Below are 17,357 nucleotides of genomic sequence, written 5' to 3'. Positions count from 1 at the left end.
TGCCTCCAACTTCCTTCAGATTCCACTAGTTAATCGTCATGCGTGGCGCACGTAAAACAGGCTGCCTATTTGGCAGCCTGCTCATGATATTCCATATGTCATTGCAATCAGGAGTGCGCGAGCCAATCCGCGCACCATTCCAAAGGACGTCGTAAGTCGTTTAGGCTTAGCAATCGGGCCCCCGAAACATCAATTATATGGTGCTATGCCAATGATGCTCTTCAGGTTTGATACGGACAATAATCATTAATTGTGAAATGACTGCTGTCCGGTCATCCCTGATTCCAGATAGATTGAAAATTCACGAAGGAAAGGTAGTAAACAAATCTCTTAATTCATGAAGCATAACTTCCTGATATTCGTTGCTAGCATGATAGAGCTCGCCGATCTCCTGATATGTTTGGTTCAATTTCTCCTTATAACCGGCTTCCTGTTTATCTGGATTGTTCTTTTTAAACCGATTCATTACGGCCTGAATATAGGCTGGACGCGCTCCCCATCTGCCTAGAACATCTCCGGACCCATTCAAGAAAACCGCGATCGGCTGCGCTCGCCCGCCATCCGTGAGAAAGAGATCCATGGTTTCCATATGCTCTTCCATGAGCAACACTTCAGTCGAAATGCGGCTCTGCTCCATCACTCGAAACAGTATGGGGACGTTCCAGATGACGTCCGGGCACCAATCCGTGCATAGAATCAAACAGTGCAGGTCGGAGCGATTGTTTAAAGCGGTAAAGAATGCTTTCTGGTCTTCTTGCGTCCATGTGAAATTCTCGTAAACGGAGATAGACTGCTCTTTGGTATTCGGGATATTACTGTTTTCTATCGCCCGAATCTGCATGTCATCCATGAACTGTTGAGGAGAAATCCCTTGACCGATTTTGTGTGTTAAGTTCAATCGTGCTTCCATTTCTTCACGCACCTTCTTCATTATTTTTGGGATACTGCGGACTGCGGATCTCATAAAACTTAGTACTTCGAAGAATCATTTTCAAACAAGTGAAGGTATTCCCCGTATCCTTCCTTCTTCAGATCCTCCTTCGGAATAAAGGGAAGCGCTGCCGAGTTAATGTAATAACGTAACCCGCCTTTTTCTTGCGGTCCATCGGCAAAGACATGGCCCAAATGTGAATCACCTTCCTGGCTCCTCACCTCGGTACGAATCATGCCATGGCATTGATCCAGCTTTTCCGTCAAGTGAGACTCCCCGATCGGTTTGGTAAAGCTGGGCCATCCACAACCCGAATCAAATTTATCCAGCGAAATGAAGAGGGGCTCTCCCGAAACAACGTCCACATATATCCCTTCTTGTTTATGATCCCAATATTCGTTATTAAATGCTGGCTCTGTGCTGTTATTTTCGGTCACTTCATATTGCATTGGCGTAAGTTTGCTTTAATTGATCCGGATCCTTCCTGAGCTTCCAATGCTGTTCAATAAATTGATTGCTTTGATCAACATCCGCATAGCCGGCTGTGCGCCGTTCTGATTTATTATATAAGTTGCCGTAGAAGGCAGGTCAAATGAATCGTCACTATAAATTCTTCAAGTATCATACCCACGTTACGAAGAAAATCATGCATGTAATCTGGCAACTTATATTTCAAAGTGTAATCGGGTTACCTCTTAATGTCGCTACTCCTGTGCGTTCTTGTAATTGTGTCATGTACGCTGCCATTAAGTGGAATATGGTGTATGGGTGTTTTTTTTAACTCTCAGGCCTACTCGATAGCCGCCTTCAATCGATCTTTCGGTTGCACCCCGACTAGTTGTTTCACGACTTGCCCGTCTTTAAATATTAACAGGGTGGGGATACTCATGACGTTGTATTTGGCCGCGGATTCCGGATTATCGTCCACATTGATTTTTACGATTTTGGCTTTATCGCCGATTTCGGCGGACAGTTCGTCCAGCATCGGAGCGATCATTTTACAAGGTCCGCACCAAGGCGCCCAGAAATCGACGAGCACAGTGCCCGCTGCGGGCTCATTTTGGAAAGTAGCATCTGTTATCGGTTGAACTGACATGGCATATGCCTCCCTTAAGAATGATTGGTTAATTCGTTATGCGAAAATATTAAGCGTGCTGCTCGGACAAGAACCTTTCCGCATCCAGCGCGGCCATACAGCCGCTGCCTGCCGACGTAATGGCTTGGCGGTAAATGCGGTCCTGCACGTCGCCGCAGGCGAAAACGCCGTGTATGGCGGTTTGGGATGTGCCCGGAATGACTTTCAGATAACCGAGCTCATCGGTTGGCAGTTGCCCGCCCAAGAAGCCCGTATTCGGCGTGTGGCCGATCGCTAGGAAAATCCCGTCGGCTTCCAGCAGCTCCTCCTCGCCCGTTTCGTTGTTACGTACTTTCAGTCCGCTTACGCCCATCGGCCCCGCCGTTACTTCGAGCGGTGTCCGGTTCAGGCTCCAAGCAATCTTCTCGTTGCCGCGCGCGTGATCCTGCATGATCTTCGAAGCCTTCAGTTCATTGCGGCGATGCACGACGCGAACTTCGGACGCGAACCGGGTCAGGAATTGCGCCTCCTCCATCGCGGTATCTCCGCCGCCAATCACGATGATTCTCTTGTTGCGGAAGAAGAAGCCGTCGCAAGTCGCACAGGTACTGACACCTCTACCTATATTCTCGGTTTCGCCGGGGATGCTCAGCTTCTTGGCCGATGCGCCTGTCGAAATAATCAGCGAATCAGCCGTCAATTGACCGCCGTCCTCCAAGAACAGCGTGAAGGGTCGCTTGGACATGTCCACTGCCGTCACCCGTCCCGGCTGAATCGTAGCACCGAAGCGCAGCGCTTGCTTGCGCATGTTATCTATCAGCTCAGGACCCATAATCCCGTCCGGGAACCCCGGGAAGTTATCGACCTCGGTTGTTGTCGTCAATTGGCCGCCGGGTTGAATTCCTTCAATAACAAATGGAGCAACATTCGCTCTTGCCAGATAGATCGCCGCCGTTAGACCGGCCGGACCTGTACCGATAATAATCGCTTTATAATGCATAGGAAGGCCTCCTCTTCTGTTTTTAATACAAATTTCGTTCATTCCTATTTTAAATTACCACTCAATTCTTTTATTATCTGTAACCCAGATTACAATTGGCCAACACAATCGCGGCTATTCAAAACTTACTGTCAAATATCCACTCATTGAAAACGCTTCGTTGACGAGTCGCGTTCAGTATGTCAGGAACGCCTTAACTAGCGGTTCAAAAAATGTGAAGAATATTGAAGTGATTGTAAACTCGTTTTTATCATGAAGAAGTTTTAGCAACACTGCGGTTATCAGCAGAACATATCTCTACGCTATTAGCGTAATGAATTCAAGTGAAATCAACAAATATGCGAATTTGGATTTCAAGTTCCATTGAAGTTCAAATCGGGTATTTGATTTCCAAAGAGAATACTCGATTCATTTTGAAGCCTGGAGGTCGGATGGCCTTCGCTTACCAACAATTTCCTCAAGTGGGCATCAATGAACCAAAAAGCGCAAGTTCTGAGGTGAATTCCCCTTTCGAACTTACGCTTTTTTTTCATGACTATGATCATGGACTGCTCATTTAAGCTGTTCCTACGTAGTATAAACTACTTATGGGACAGCCCCTTCTCACATCAGGCTTATGCCTGACGTGAGGTCGTCTCGGGCTCGGATTTGCATCAACGGCGGCAGAAAAGAAACAGCTTGGGAACTTAGTTCAGACTACCAAGAGTCATGTGATGTTAAGGTACAATTGGACCAGATTTTAGAACCACTGAAAAATAAAGCAACGATAATAAATCATTTAAAATCGAAGTTTAGGGTTTGATCGTTGCGAAAATATAGTGCTTTTTGTTTCAAGGATCGCAACCTAAATGAAAGCTTGGCATACCGCTCAAACACGGAATGCTCCCTTTCACTGTGCGTCTCGCCTCCATATTTCTCATTGCTGGGACCGAATAGACGGAATTAAAACCAATAATCCTAATAACTATTTTCCAGATTTTATCTAACAATGAAGAGGAAGCGATCATTTCCTTCGGAAACGATTGTTTTATTTTATATTCGACTATCGCGATGGTCACAAATGGCATTAGGCACGGCTAGACAGTTACTTTCTTTGCCAGACGCGCTGCCGCTTCTTGGGCCTCATTTTTTGCTTTATCCAACACGTCTGCTTTGTCAAGCTTGCTTGTACCTTGAGCTCGGATAATTTGGTAATCCTCTATACCGAGGAAGTTAAACATAGATTTGAGGTACTTGTGTGAGAATTCGTTATCTGTATACCAATCGTTATTCGTGTAGATAGCGCCACTTCCTTGAATCACGAGTAGACTACGTGCGTCGATTAGTAAACCTACTCCGCCATTTTCCGTATATTTGAAGGTTTCGCGGGCGATCATGATGTTATCAATGTAATCCTTAAGCCGGGAGGGGATATTGAAGTTGTGAAGCGGCATGATGATCACGTATTTTTTCGCGCTCTTGAATTGCTGCAAAATTTCGTTCATTTTGCTGGTAACGCGGTTCTCTTCGTCCGTCAACTCTCCACCCGATTCAAATTTCTCCCAAGCGCTCAGAACGGTGCTGTTTATTTCCGGAATCCATTCGCCATAAAGATTAATTTGCTCAATCAATTCGTTCGGATTCATCTTGCGGTAGTTCTCAATAAAATATTTGCCGACTTCAAGACTAACTGAATCAAGGGCATCAACATAGGCATGCGCATTGATAACAAGTAATTTTTCCATTTTTCCACTCCTAAATTTGTTTTAATAGCGACATAATTAATAGCCGATAAATTTCAACTCCAATATACTGCAATGCTTGTACCCTTTGGCTTCGATTTAGTTGAATTTTCACACTGCTATGTGAACCTCACACTCCAAGGTATTTGCTCAGGCAGGAGACACTGCATGTAGATGAGACGACACTGCAGGTGCTGCGCGATCCGGGAAGATCGGCTGAATCCAACAATCGGCGCATTGGCCTTAAACTGCTAAGTGGCCGCTTCCAGCTGTTCGGTTAAATTTTGGTTGCTCATCGTTCTGAAACCTCCAATATCGAATGATAGCTTGATTATAATTCTAAAAAAATCGGAGTTATGTAATGTAGGTTACAATTCTCCATTTTATGTTTTTGGAAATTGTGTAAAACGGCAGATATAGTAGATTACTGACCCGATTCGGCCGGCATGTAAATCTGCAAGAATCAGGCAGCCTGCCATGGACAATAGGTTATCAATTAACCGCATCTTTTTTTCCTGGCGGGAGAAAATTCTCCAATTAAAAAATAAGAATGCAAACGTGAAACTGCTTTAATTGCGCTAGGTCCTTCCTGGGCTTCCAATGCTGTTCAACAAATTGATCCCTGCCGGATCCTCTGCGGTACATTTGATAACGGAACGAATTGGTTCTATGGTAGTTCTGATGATAATCCTCTGCAGGATAGAACGTTTGTGCCGGTAAAATATCCGTCACAATCGGTTTGTTGAACTGGCCGCTCTTGGCGATTTTTCGCTTCGATGCTTCCGCCTTGTTCTTCTGTTCCTCATTATGGTAAAAAACCGCTGTCCGGTAGGATTCTCCTTGTGACCGCCTGTATAGCCGGAAACGACCCGGCATTTCCTCAAACGGCGATACCATACACCAGAAGCACCCTCCAGTGAACGTAGCCAATTCATAATGTTTATCGTTACGGCTTGAGAGACAACACAGGAATCTATGGAATCTATGTCCTGATCGTGATAAAACTCAGTCAGAGGAATGAACGCCTCCTTCGAATCGTCAAATACTATGAGGCGGTATTTACTGCTCACTCCCTCCGGACAGTTTACATGAAAAAACGAAGCCATTTCCTTCCCTCCTCCCCATCTTCATCTTCATCTTCACAAAAAAATGGACTTTCCGTTCTCTAAAACGGATGTCCATATATGGTGTGTAAGACTATATGAAAATACAGTAGATTATAGCTCGTCAATAAAAGTTATCATTTAATATTACATTGTATTTTTTATATATGTCTTATTCGTTAAAGCATAATAGCGCTATAGTCTGCCGCCCGCCAAGTAGTGGACAAGAACATACATCGTTAAAGGACAAGAACTTACATCGTCGCTGATTGCCCGATGGAACCGTAAGGGATCGCTTTTACGTTAACGATATTTTCAAGGAAATGCTGGCCATTGAATCGCAAGAGATTTTGCCTCGGAAATGGCTACAGTTACATGTATTTTTTCCGAATGGAACCAATAATCCACAACAGTAAAGGAATGCCGACGAGATTTATAGGAAATATCACATCACGCCAAAACTTCGCGAATTTCATGACTTCGTTCGTGTTTCGCGGCAGCAGTGAAATGACAAAAACAATAGGCGCTATCAACCAAATGGTGTGTCTCCATTTTTTTATGTGAAAAAATTGCGCAGTACCGTAACTGGTAATAAAGAAATAAAGGGATGCTTTTATAAATATGCCGATGATCCAAACCAAGACAGTCAATACATCAACGTTTTGGATAAATTCCATTACAGAAATATACGTTACAACAGAGTACATAGGATAAATAAATTTAGCCGGCAAATTCGGCCCTATGACCATAATGATGCTCAATGTCATGGCCAAAACGGCGAATGAAGCGGCTGCAACCCCGGCTAAGGAAGTGGCTAGAGCTCGCTCGGGTTTGGTCATAAAAGCGATTAACATGACTACCATAAAGGATTCGGCTAGGAAGGAGGCCGGAGATAAACCTCCTTTAACAATAGGCAACAATCCCGAGTTGGAGTAAACCGGCAGTATTCTAAGCCAGTTCCAATCCTTAACGCTTAATAATATGACGAGAATAGCGCTTAAAACGCTAATAGGACCGATGATTTCGCTGCAACGGCTGATACTTCTAAGACCTCCGGAATAGGTGACATATACGATAGCGCCTAACATAATGAGAATGACAATCCATAGCGGCGTCGAACTGAATAAAGCAGCGAAAACAAAATCCGCATATTCCCTTAAAATGATTCCGGTCACGGAGACCCACATCAAAAAGTAAGGAACCAGTATGATTTTTCCCAGCCATTTTCCGAGAATCGACTGACTGTATTGAATAAAGGTTTGCTCCGGGTAAAGGAGGCTTAATCTGACTGCGACAAATGTAGTGAATAAGCAGATCAGGGTTGCGACGATGATTGAAATCCATGCGTCTTGTTTGGCAACAAAAGTGGCGGACGAGAGGCTGTAAATGGCCGTCATCCCGAATTCCATCGTGAAAATCAGCCAAAACAGCTGATATCCGGAAATTTTCATTTTTTAATATCACCTTCCTTTAATTGGAGCGGCGGCCCGACCAAGCCGATACTTTTTAAATTTACCTTTACATTGACCGTGACTTTTATGTCCTGAAATATCGTATCCCACTGTCCTTTTATTTTGTTCCATTCTCTTGGATGCTGACGATTCAGAGTTTCATTGAAACCAAGTACATCGGCACCATATTGTTTTTGAACTTTAGTGACCATTTCAAGAACATGCTCGCTGGTTTTCTTATTGATCGTGTTCTGCACAAGTTTCAAATTTTTCTGCCCTCTTAGATCCAAATTCGTATTGTTTTCTGATACATGTCCCACTCCGCTTAGTTCAATCTCCATCTTCACCTTATTTTCCGAGGATATTCTGCTTTTTAGCTTGCTTCCAAAATTCGTAACGATGACGCCGACGGTCCCGCCTGCTTCAGGAATATTTTCCTCTACTTCCAAGTAAGATATTCCTTTGAGAATCCACTGTCGATAAGCGCCTTCTACAAAATTTAAATAACCGGCTAATTTATAATCGTGGTTAAAAATAGCGCGACCATAAAATCGGATCGTTCTTTGCGAAGAGTCTCCCTGTACGATGTCTACTACAGGCAAAGTCGGGCAGCTTCCTTCGGTATTGGAGGCCATCATAAAATCGAGATAGGATGTGCCTGAAGTACCTCCAACCGCTTTATGTATTTTGAGTGATGCGACGGCAGGAATTTTCTCCAGAGGGTAGGGCACTTGCAAAGCTTCCAAGCCTGTATTTCCCTTGACCACCCAAATGTCCATTCGAATTCGATTGCTCGGATCTCGGGAAAACGCATCCAGCACATCTTTGATTCCATGTTTAGCCAGATCCTCCCCAATGTAATAATTGCGCCGGTGACTGCGGGTTATGATTCGGGAAATCTTTTGCCGCGCTTTTTGAATGGCTTCGAGAAGACTTTTACCGCTGCCCGTTTCAATAAAATAAGGTTTTTCGCCGCCGGTTCCACCTTTTGAGCTTTGTTCGATTCTGGAGGGAATAAAAAATTGAGCGGCAGTTAAATACGTCCCATCCTTGTTAAGATCAGTCGATGCGGCAAGATCGAAGACTCTGTCCGAAAGTTCTTCACGATCCCAACAACCTGTCGTTAAAGCGATACAGAGTATCAAAAATAGGAAAGCTGTAGGGCGGTGTTTCATTATGCTTCGTCTCCTTGGTTGCCGCCTGGTTTTTGTCCTTTGGGGATTCGCAAATGATTTTGGGTATTACCGGATAACGGGATGGTATGCATATTCCATCTTGGCGCGCGAATCAATACATCCTTTAATTCCGTTCTTGATAACGGGGCTATCGGACTTAAATAGGGGACTCCGAATGACTCCAAATTCGTAAGGTGTATGAGAAGGAATAAAGATGCCATAGTGACTCCATATAACCCGAACATTCCTGAAAAAAGGAGCATCGGAAAACGGAGCATTCGAAATGCCACTCCCATGTTGTATCTAGGGCTAATGAGAGATGCAATTCCTGTAAGGGAAACTACGATGACCATCGGAGCCGATACGATCCCTGCCTGAACGGCAGCTTGGCCAATAACGAGAGCCCCGACAATACTGACTGCCGAACCGGTTGGCCTCGGCATTCGTATGCCGGCCTCGCGTAAACCCTCGAACACAAATTCCATCAAAAAGGCTTCAATGACCGCCGGAAAGGGAACCCCTTCGCGAGCAGACGTGATGCTGAGCAAAAAATTCGTGGGTAACAATTGCGGATGAAACGTCGTGATTGCAACATAAAGAGAAGGCAAGAATAGCGAAGTGATAATCAATACCATTCGCAGCCAACGGATGAGGGTAGCGTATAAAAACCGTTCGTAATAATCATCAGCCGACTGAAATGCGTTCCATAAAGAACAGGGGACGATCAGTGTAAAAGGTGTGCCATCGATGAAAATCGCTACTTTTCTTTCCGCAAGGCATGAGGCGACAATATCAGGGCGTTCGGTATTCTGCACTTGCGGGAATATTGTGAACGGGTGATCTTCTATGAACTCCTCAATAAAATTCCCGCCAAGCACGGTATCGATTTGAATCCGACTGATTCGTTTTCGAACTTCTTCAACGATCGAATCTTTTGCGATGCCTTCAATGTAGGCGATGACAATAGTCGTTTTAGAAAGATTGCCGACGGTCATGGACTCCATTTTAAGTTTCGTGCTCTGAATTTTTCTGCGAACCAGGCTTGTATTCACATTAATGTTTTCCGTAAAACCTTCTCTTGGTCCCCGAATCGTCGTCTCATTGGCGGGCTCTTCAACGGCTCGCTGTTCGAAGCCTTTCAATTCGGCAATAACGGCATGGCTTAATCCATCCGATAGGATAACGACATTAGCGGATAAAATACTTTGTACAATATCGCCTATTGTCTCCGTTGTTTTTGTTTTTGCGATGGAGACCAACTGTTGTTCCAATATCAAATCTACAGCGATTAACTCCCCCAATCCGGGACGGGGAGTTTCTAACATCCAAGGTTTTAGTAAAATGTTATCTAATGCCTTGGTATCCACCAAACCATCCAAATAAACCAATAAAGTATTGATTTGTCCGAAAATTTGGATACGCCGAAAGACGATATCATAACAACTTTTAAACGTATTTCTGAGAATCAGTTCATTCTTTTCTAAAGATTTGCTTATCGGATCATGGAGTGCTTCATCAGGCAGGTTACCGTTAGAACTTGTATTTTGTGTAGTAGACATGGCATACCTCAGTCATTTAACGGATGTTTTGAACGGCGACTCTGCATGTCGTAATCGCCAAGTTTCATTATTTCCTTATCGCTGGGATTTTAGCCGTAGTGTAGCCCACACAATATCGGATGAGGAGAGGTTGCTCGAAATTTATCTCATTTCCGTTTCCTCCTAACAGGAGCGCGAAAACGGAAACCCTTCGCGATGTTGGCTACCGCGTTTCTATGCCCTGTTAGAGCCTCGCGAACGAGATAGACTTGGACAGGCTCTGCCGATTCGATCCGAAAAATATCCATCACTGATTGAATGTGACGATACTATTGAAGTGACATCAAGGTCATAAATATTACTGTTCGTTACAAGTGCACCTTTGGCTGTTTCACTAAATTGTCCGCCGGGAGCTAACGATCCCATAGGTATTGCCGGCGCCATACAGTGGCCGTCTGGATCTTTGGAGACGTATTTCCAATGTCCTCCATCCCGCACTTCGAAAGCGATGACCTCCGTCGTCAGGCGATCAGGACCCGACTATTGCGTGAACAGATCGGCGTCCGTGAACACCTTGAACACCAGTTCCCGGGGAGTATCAAATTCCCTTTCGATGAACTCATTTGCGAGCCTGGTTCGTTTCGTTCAATTTGGTCATTGTTCGTCATTCTCTTCATTTGGTTTAGGGTTCAGCTTCTTCATGCGCTCTCTGGAGCAAAATGTCCAACTTTTCAAACTTGCGGCTCCACATCAAATCGATACTTTCTGGTCCACTCTTCCACTTTGGAAATCGCCACAGGATTCAGTCGATAGATGCACTGCTTCGCCTGCTTCTCCATCGTGACGACGTTCACCTCGAGCAGCACCTTGAGATGCTGCGACACCGCAGGAGCGCTGATCTGAAAATGTCCGTCGTGCAGCCCTTGACCGCGAAAAACCATGTGACGTATTGTCTTAAATCGCTCCTGTTCCCTAATTAAATTAAAACATTTCCCTTATACACTAAGATCGATTCAAGTATGTAATTTACTTCACATAACTTTTTTTTTGTAATGGTTATAATAAATTTGTCTCCCGTGGACACAGGAACTTGGAAGATTGAAAATCGAAAAATATGGTAAGGAGAGGTATCATGGAAACCTTGGAGAAAGATTTATTCACTGCACTACGCGAACGGCGCTCCATTTATGGAATTAGCAAAGAATCACCAATTTCGGATCAAAGTATCCAAGAAATAATCGAGGAAACCGTTAAACATACACCATCGGCGTTTAACAATCAAACTACCCGCGTTGTTCTGCTCTTGGGTGAACAACATAACAAGTTATGGGATATTACGACCGAAGTTCTCAAAGCAGACGTTCCTGCCGAACAATTTTCTTCTACTCAGGAAAAAATGAACGGATTTCGGAAGGGATACGGTACAGTGCTTTTCTTTGAAGATCAGTCAATTATTTACGATTTTATGAAACAATATCCATCTTACCAAGAACACTTCCCGATTTGGTCACAGCAAACAAATGGAATGCACCAATTGGTGATCTGGATGGCACTGGAGGCTGAAGGGCTGGGTGTAAACTTACAACATTATAATCCATTGATTGATGAACGGGTAAAAGCAGAATGGAAGTTGCCGGAAAGCTGGAAACTGATTGCCCAAATGCCGTTCGGTAAACCGTCTGCCGCAGCAGGTGAAAAGAAATTTAATCCGGTACAAGAACGTATAAAAGTTTTTAAATAAACTTAACCTTGTGGCTGTCTCAATGACAGTCTCTTTGTTTAATAACATGATATCCCATTTTATATAAATAAGGATATCCGCGCTAGCTTCGGCCAATTTCCGAAAATAGACATGATGGAGCTGTGAACGATTTCCCTAGGCGAACCCGAATCGTCCGCTGGGAAGTTCACGATTCCAATCGTTCTGATCTAGCGATTTTAGAGCTATTGTAGCTAACGACAAGTTAATCTGCAAAACAAAAAAAGTGAAGGTGAAAAATATGGTGAAATATAAGGCTTGGATATTTCTGATCGGGGCTAATCTGTTTTGGGCCGGTAATATCATTTTTGGAAAATTGATTGTAGCTGAATTTCCTGCTGAATGGACAGTCTTTCTAAGGTGGGTCGTCGGACTGATTCTTCTTATTCTCATTGCCCAATTTATTGAGAAGCCTTCATGGGGTCAAATATGGAGGAATAACTGGGTGTTGATCATTTTGCTAGCTGCTTTATCCATTGTGCTCTACACCTATCTCTCGTATGCATCATTGCAGTTCACATCTGCGACAAACAGCGCTCTATTTACTACCCTTGCGCCTGGCTTGATTATGCTCTTTTCGTTGATTTTCCTGAGAGAAAAAGTAAGTGCCTTTCAGTTCATTGGATTAATCACCTCGTTTATTGGTGTTATGATTGTGTTGACGAAAGGCAACCTGTTGCAGTTGTTTCATACTCAGTATAACGAGGGCGATGCGATCATGCTGTTGGCCGTCTTATGTTGGGCTGCTTATTCATTGCTTTTAAAAAAAGCAAAAGGCATTCCGCCTGTGACATTGGTTGCGATGATTGCGCTGGTCGGTGCTATTCTGATGATTCCTTTTTTATTTTTCCAGCAGATTCACTCCGACAAAATCACTTCTTTGGGGATCGTAGGGGTTATATACATGGGGGTGTTCCCGTCAGTCGGTTCGTTTATCTTTTGGAATCAAGGAGTTAAGATACTAGGTGCGAGCAAGGCCGGCATAACGATGAATCTGATTCCTGTCTTTACAGCAATTATTTCAGTTATCTTGGGGCATGCTTTGGAGATGTCGCAGATGCTCGGGGGAATCATGACGATTGCCGGTATGTTATTGATTGCAATAAAACGGAAACAGGTATCACAGATTAGCGCTCCTGTCGCTCAACAGCTAGGCCTAAAAGAAAAAATTTAAAATCCGTGACCATCTTCAATTCCGGTTTGCAACAGTCTGGCACTATCTGCCCTATCCTTAACTTTCAACACTTTGTTTGGCCGTTGATCCAAACCTTAATTTGGTTTTTTAATGAAAGCCGTAACTTAATTGAAGGCAGCGCCATTACCAATTAAAGGCATATGAGCGTATCATGAACGATATTAAAGCTACTGGTGCTAAATTGATTGGCCAACAAACACTGGATCATCCATGCTTGCCGACGGTTTAGGTTAACGGCATGGATAATACGATGTCATTTACGAAGGAGACGAGTCGGTTTGAAAAATAATTTCATCGAATACTGTCTAAACAAAAAAGGAGCGATTAAGGATTATCCCTCTGGACCCGATCCACTCGCGATAAAAATTGCAGGTAAAATATTCGCTCTGTTTTATGAGGAAAAAGGGTACTTGATCCTAAAATGTGACCCGGTGATTGCGGAAAACTTGAGAGAGCAGCATGAGGACGTTCGACCGGGGTATCATATGAACAAACAGCACTGGAATACGATTATTCTCGAGGGTTCTTTACCAGAGTCGGATATCTTTGAAATGATTGACCACTCTTACGATTTAGTTGTTAAAAGCCTTCCTAAGAACATCCGGGAGTCTATTTAGATTTACAATTGTTGGATATCTATCATACAAATGTGTTTCTTATTCGAAAGAGCCCATTTGGATGGGTTTGTCGTTACAGGGACAGTATGTCGACGTCATTGAGTTGCCGCCGAATAGTGAAGTTATAAGAGCATTTCATGCTATCTCAAAACAAATCGTAAAATGCGAAAACAAGGATTGGATCTTCTTGGACCCTGTATTAAGCTGCCAAGTTAAATTTCAATGTTGCACAATAGAAGGAATCGATCCCCTAAGTTTGAGAAATTCTGTACACACCATTCTGTACAGCGAGAAATCGATTGAACTATTTCATTGCCTCTTCATCACCATGATTAACTGCAGCTCGATGCATAGGCGATTACAAGTCTGAAGTGATGCGCCTACAGGTTCATATAACCTGTCATATATAAAAACGACCGGAGGCCCGCCCGCTTCCGGTTTTTATATGCCCAAATTTGATATTGAAATCGGTCCCGCAAAAATTTCCTTTGATAAAACCGAATGAAGTGCCATATGATACAAAAACAGAACATACGTTCAGTTTGCGGAGGTGGTCAATGTATTTTGACGTAAAAAATCTTCCAATGCTGGGTAGAAGAGCGATTAATTTTCTAGGGCTGACTCGCTGCGCCTAGCCGGTTCGCGGTTGTTCAGACGAATAAAGCAACTGATTGGCAGTATCACAAGACCGATTAACGTTGCGATCAAATAGACGTCGTCAATGCTCATCGTGTAGGCTAGGCCGAGTATCTGATTTTATCGTTATTACCGCAGGCCACCAATTCAGACTAATGCTTGCCGGCTTGCGAGGCAAGCAGTGACGTGAAGAGAGCAAGCGCTAAGGATATGGAAACGTTACGCATCCAGTTCGAAATGCTGGTGGCATGGCCGCTGAGCTGCGCTTGGACTTCCTTCATACCGGCATTGCTTGCGGGCATGATAAGCAGCGCTATGCCGATATTGCGTACGCACATCCATAAGAGAATATAGCGATGCGAGATGTCAATACTGAGCCAGCTAAGCGGGAAGCTTCCGTGCTCCAGCAGCGCCCCGCCGGCAATGATGAGTTTCTGCGCCTACACCGTAGCGCTTTCTATTCGAGTACTAATCTTCCTCATTGAATGGATCTATGAAACACAACGATAGGGGGGCGTGTCTAATTGAAATTTTATTTATTAAAAAGAACGACTGCAGTCTGCAGCCGCCCTTTGTTGAGGTTATTTGGATCGGGTTAGCATCGCAGCATCTACCTGAACAGACTTTCGAGACGTTTTGATAACTCCATCCTTCACAAGCCCACTCATGACTCCACTGACGGCTTCCCGAGTTACACCAAGCATATTGGCTATCTCTTGGTGCGTAAGAGGGAGATCGATTATAGCATAACCATCTACGATGATACCAAATTTTGAACTAAGCATCGTCAACAGATGAATCACCCGTTCACGGAGACCGTTAAATGCAATTTGTTCTAACTGTTCTTCTCTTTCCATCAACCGTTCACTGACCGCTTTTAGAAATTTCAACGCCAGACTCGGTCTGCTTATCATAAGCCGGTCGAATTGTGCTTCGGATATTGAGCAAACCAGTGTTGGTTCCATGGCTTCAATGTAAACATCTTTAGTACCAAACGAGAAGGAATTGATTTCCCCAAACATGTTCCCATGAGTCAATATACCTAGAGTGAACTGTTTCCCACTGTCGTTTAATTTGTATACTTTAAGCTTGCCTTCTTTGACGAAAGAAAAACCTTTGAGAGTGTTATCAGGTGTTTGAACCAATGCGTCTTTCGGTACCCAATTGAAATGACGAATAGTATTTAGTAAATCAATTTCCTTCATTTCTTCACTGGTCAATTCTTCAAAAATGCTGATTTGAGATAAATACCATAATTTATTCATTTGGTTTTCCTCCATGTAACAATCCTCCATTTTAGGAAAAAGGTAACTCAATCTTATAGAAGTCTTTGTCCATTCATCATGCTTTATAAGGATCATGATGTCAATGCATCCTTTATAGAGACTTGACGATTTCCAAAGTTTCTGACGGTTCCATTCTCGTTCTGTGATTAATATCTGAAACGCCGGCAATGATTCGGCTGTTCTGATCGATGACATAAGTCGCAGAGACAGGCAGTTCAAACGAATCATCTCCATATGATGCGTTCATAGGCTTATAATTGCAAATTACAAAATGGACACCATTCTCCTCTGTAGAAAATGAGAATATGATAGGACGACCTTTCTTCAATTCCTCTGATAACGTGATCCATTTTCCAGTCGCGTCTTCCAATGTGAAATCCAGTGACACATTCCCGATGTTTAGTCCCTTGCCTACATTCGCTTCGATTTTCTAACGTTGTGCATGAAAAAAAGCGGAGCAAGGATTCATCTCCCCCTACGCCGCTACACATGACACCATATTATATTTATTTGACCCACTTCACAACATCATTAAACGGTCTGCGTGTTTTCGGACGCGGCTCTTTTTTGCGATAACCGAAGGCAATCATGACCGAGATAGTAAAGTGTCCGTCCTCCAGCAGCCCTTCCTCGTCCAACAGCTGATTCATTTTCTCAATGTCAAAGCCTTCGATCGGACATGAGTCAATGCCAATTTGCGCCGCAGCCGTCATCATGTTCGCAAGCGGTATATATGTCTGCTTGATGGCCCAATCGGTAAGAAAGCGTTCATGATCCAGGAGCTTGAAATCATGTCTCTGGAACTCTTCAATTATTTCAAGCCGCCTTGTCAGGTATTCCGTCGGAACGTCTCTGACCTGCTGCTCCCTCAGGTAGGCGGAGTCATATCTTATATCCAGCGGGGTCCGGGCCAGAATAATGACGAAATGACTTGCTTCCGGCAGTTTGCTTGCCGCTCCATACGAAGAGTTTTTTATTTTGTCCCGAACCTGTTCGTTTTGAACAACAACAAATCTCCACGGCTCAGTGCTAAACGAGCTGGGCGAGAGCCGGCCCGTTTCCAAAATAAATTCAAAGTCGCCGTCGGAAATAGTTTTGCTAGGATCGAATTCTTTGGTTGCATGCCGAAAACGATAAGCTTCCAAAATTTCTTCCTTTGTCATTGTCATGATATATTCTCTCCTTCTTAACTTACATTTAATTTAGATGCATAACTGCCTCATCGCGTTGCTCACAAATGAATGACGCAAAAATCGTTACAGCTTTTTTAGCTCTCGCAAAATTTCCTCCGGGCTTTGACGCTGCATGAAATTCGGATTGACATAGGAGGAGCGAATAATGGCGCTCTCATCAATCATGAAAGTAGCCGGTACCGGCAAAACCCATTTCGAGGAATTGTTGTACTCCGCAAGATCGACTCCGATACCTTCCATGAGTTCCCTTACTCCCTGCGGAACATCGAAGAGCAGATTGTACTTGGCCGTTACCAAGCCGTTCGGATCGCTAAGGACTTGAAATTCCNTACCTTCCATGAGTTCCCTTACTCCCTGCGGAACATCGAAGAGCAGATTGTACTTGGCCGTTACCAAGCCGTTCGGATCGCTAAGGACTTGAAATTCCAATTTTTCCTTTTCCTGAAGGGATAACGAATGATCCGGCTTTTGCGGGCTAATCGCTATATCGCGAGCTCTTCAAATAAAATTACATCCCGGCCTAGTGCGTTTGTTAATTTAAAGTCCACCGCCTTTTCGGCTGGTTGCTTCCCGGAAGCGATCCCCGATTTCTGAAGTTCCTCAATCATTTGACCGATCTTGATCTGCGCTTCAATCGGCGCATTGGCCTTAAACTGCTGTGTGGCCACTTCCAGCTG

18 protein-coding genes and 2 pseudogenes are annotated in these 17,357 nt (G+C 43.9%); 4 read left to right on the top strand and 16 right to left on the bottom strand.

Annotation, left to right across the window (positions count from 1 at the left end; genetic code table 11):
- Positions 1-301: 301 nt before the first annotated feature.
- From ASG93_RS19125 to trxB, 4 genes are all read right to left on the bottom strand, one after another.
- Complete coding sequence (locus tag ASG93_RS19125; RefSeq protein ID WP_063891907.1) at positions 302-910, bottom strand: thioredoxin family protein; 609 nt, start codon at positions 908-910, stop codon at positions 302-304.
- 59 nt (positions 911-969) lie between these two features.
- On the bottom strand, positions 970-1,380 hold the full coding sequence (gene msrB, locus ASG93_RS19120) for a peptide-methionine (R)-S-oxide reductase MsrB (RefSeq protein ID WP_056834249.1): 411 nt from the start codon (positions 1,378-1,380) through the stop codon (positions 970-972).
- 341 nt (positions 1,381-1,721) lie between these two features.
- On the bottom strand, positions 1,722-2,027 hold the full coding sequence (gene trxA, locus ASG93_RS19115) for a thioredoxin (RefSeq protein ID WP_056834247.1): 306 nt from the start codon (positions 2,025-2,027) through the stop codon (positions 1,722-1,724).
- Between the two features lie 49 nt (positions 2,028-2,076).
- Positions 2,077-3,006, bottom strand: coding sequence for a thioredoxin-disulfide reductase (gene trxB, locus ASG93_RS19110; RefSeq protein WP_056834246.1), 930 nt, complete (start codon positions 3,004-3,006; stop codon positions 2,077-2,079).
- A gap of 616 nt (positions 3,007-3,622) precedes the next feature.
- Between trxB and ASG93_RS34255 the strand changes: the two genes are divergently transcribed.
- Positions 3,623-3,808, top strand: a complete 186-nt coding sequence (locus ASG93_RS34255; RefSeq protein ID WP_082614966.1) for a DUF4279 domain-containing protein — start codon at positions 3,623-3,625, stop codon at positions 3,806-3,808.
- Between the two features lie 274 nt (positions 3,809-4,082).
- On the opposite strand, the gene ASG93_RS19100 is transcribed toward ASG93_RS34255, so the two are convergent.
- The 7 genes and pseudogenes from ASG93_RS19100 to ASG93_RS19075 form a co-directional block, all read right to left on the bottom strand.
- Entirely contained in the window at positions 4,083-4,730 is a 648-nt protein-coding gene (locus ASG93_RS19100; protein WP_056834240.1) for an FMN-dependent NADH-azoreductase, read from the bottom strand.
- 561 nt (positions 4,731-5,291) lie between these two features.
- Positions 5,292-5,624, bottom strand: a pseudogene (locus tag ASG93_RS19095) (peptide-methionine (S)-S-oxide reductase); the annotation flags it as partial.
- Positions 5,625-6,201: 577 nt separating this feature from the next.
- Positions 6,202-7,281, bottom strand: coding sequence for a GerAB/ArcD/ProY family transporter (locus ASG93_RS19090; RefSeq protein WP_056834237.1), 1,080 nt, complete (start codon positions 7,279-7,281; stop codon positions 6,202-6,204).
- Positions 7,278-8,456, bottom strand: coding sequence for a Ger(x)C family spore germination protein (locus ASG93_RS19085; protein ID WP_056834235.1), 1,179 nt, complete (start codon positions 8,454-8,456; stop codon positions 7,278-7,280). The genes ASG93_RS19090 and ASG93_RS19085 overlap by 4 nt, the downstream gene beginning before the upstream one ends.
- Positions 8,456-10,015, bottom strand: coding sequence for a spore germination protein (locus tag ASG93_RS19080; RefSeq protein ID WP_056834233.1), 1,560 nt, complete (start codon positions 10,013-10,015; stop codon positions 8,456-8,458). Before ASG93_RS19080 ends, ASG93_RS19085 begins: the two co-directional genes overlap by 1 nt.
- Positions 10,016-10,228: 213 nt before the next feature.
- Positions 10,229-10,492 carry a hypothetical protein gene (locus ASG93_RS35200; protein ID WP_156410959.1) on the bottom strand — a complete coding sequence of 88 codons (264 nt, stop codon included), beginning with the start codon at positions 10,490-10,492 and terminating at the stop codon, positions 10,229-10,231.
- A gap of 233 nt (positions 10,493-10,725) precedes the next feature.
- Positions 10,726-10,935, bottom strand: a complete 210-nt coding sequence (locus ASG93_RS19075) for an ArsR/SmtB family transcription factor (protein WP_056834230.1) — start codon at positions 10,933-10,935, stop codon at positions 10,726-10,728.
- 200 nt (positions 10,936-11,135) lie between these two features.
- Between ASG93_RS19075 and ASG93_RS19070 the strand changes: the two genes are divergently transcribed.
- From ASG93_RS19070 to ASG93_RS19060, 3 genes are all read left to right on the top strand, one after another.
- Positions 11,136-11,735 (top strand): nitroreductase family protein, encoded by a 600-nt coding sequence (locus tag ASG93_RS19070; protein ID WP_056834385.1) that lies wholly within the window; start codon positions 11,136-11,138, stop codon positions 11,733-11,735.
- A gap of 259 nt (positions 11,736-11,994) precedes the next feature.
- Positions 11,995-12,927, top strand: coding sequence for a DMT family transporter (locus tag ASG93_RS19065; protein WP_063891906.1), 933 nt, complete (start codon positions 11,995-11,997; stop codon positions 12,925-12,927).
- Positions 12,928-13,226: 299 nt separating this feature from the next.
- Positions 13,227-13,565 carry an MmcQ/YjbR family DNA-binding protein gene (locus ASG93_RS19060; RefSeq protein ID WP_056834229.1) on the top strand — a complete coding sequence of 113 codons (339 nt, stop codon included), beginning with the start codon at positions 13,227-13,229 and terminating at the stop codon, positions 13,563-13,565.
- Between the two features lie 788 nt (positions 13,566-14,353).
- On the opposite strand, the gene ASG93_RS35195 is transcribed toward ASG93_RS19060, so the two are convergent.
- The 5 genes and pseudogenes from ASG93_RS35195 to ASG93_RS35750 form a co-directional block, all read right to left on the bottom strand.
- Positions 14,354-14,503 (bottom strand): hypothetical protein, encoded by a 150-nt coding sequence (locus tag ASG93_RS35195; protein ID WP_156410958.1) that lies wholly within the window; start codon positions 14,501-14,503, stop codon positions 14,354-14,356.
- A 279-nt stretch (positions 14,504-14,782) separates the two neighbouring features.
- Complete coding sequence (locus ASG93_RS19055) at positions 14,783-15,466, bottom strand: Crp/Fnr family transcriptional regulator (protein ID WP_063891912.1); 684 nt, start codon at positions 15,464-15,466, stop codon at positions 14,783-14,785.
- 112 nt (positions 15,467-15,578) lie between these two features.
- Positions 15,579-15,875: a hypothetical protein gene (locus ASG93_RS35755; protein WP_056834225.1), complete on the bottom strand. Its 297-nt coding sequence runs from the start codon at positions 15,873-15,875 to the stop codon at positions 15,579-15,581.
- A 118-nt stretch (positions 15,876-15,993) separates the two neighbouring features.
- Positions 15,994-16,656, bottom strand: coding sequence for an NAD(P)H-dependent oxidoreductase (locus tag ASG93_RS19045; RefSeq protein ID WP_056834223.1), 663 nt, complete (start codon positions 16,654-16,656; stop codon positions 15,994-15,996).
- Positions 16,657-17,162: 506 nt separating this feature from the next.
- Positions 17,163-17,357: pseudogene (locus ASG93_RS35750) on the bottom strand (AhpC/TSA family protein); the annotation flags it as partial.

The organism is Paenibacillus sp. Soil787, from assembly GCF_001429545.1.
GTDB lineage: Bacteria > Bacillota > Bacilli > Paenibacillales > NBRC-103111 > Paenibacillus_E.
Note: the sequence above shows the minus strand (reverse complement) of the source record. Positions and strands in the feature narration are given on the sequence as shown.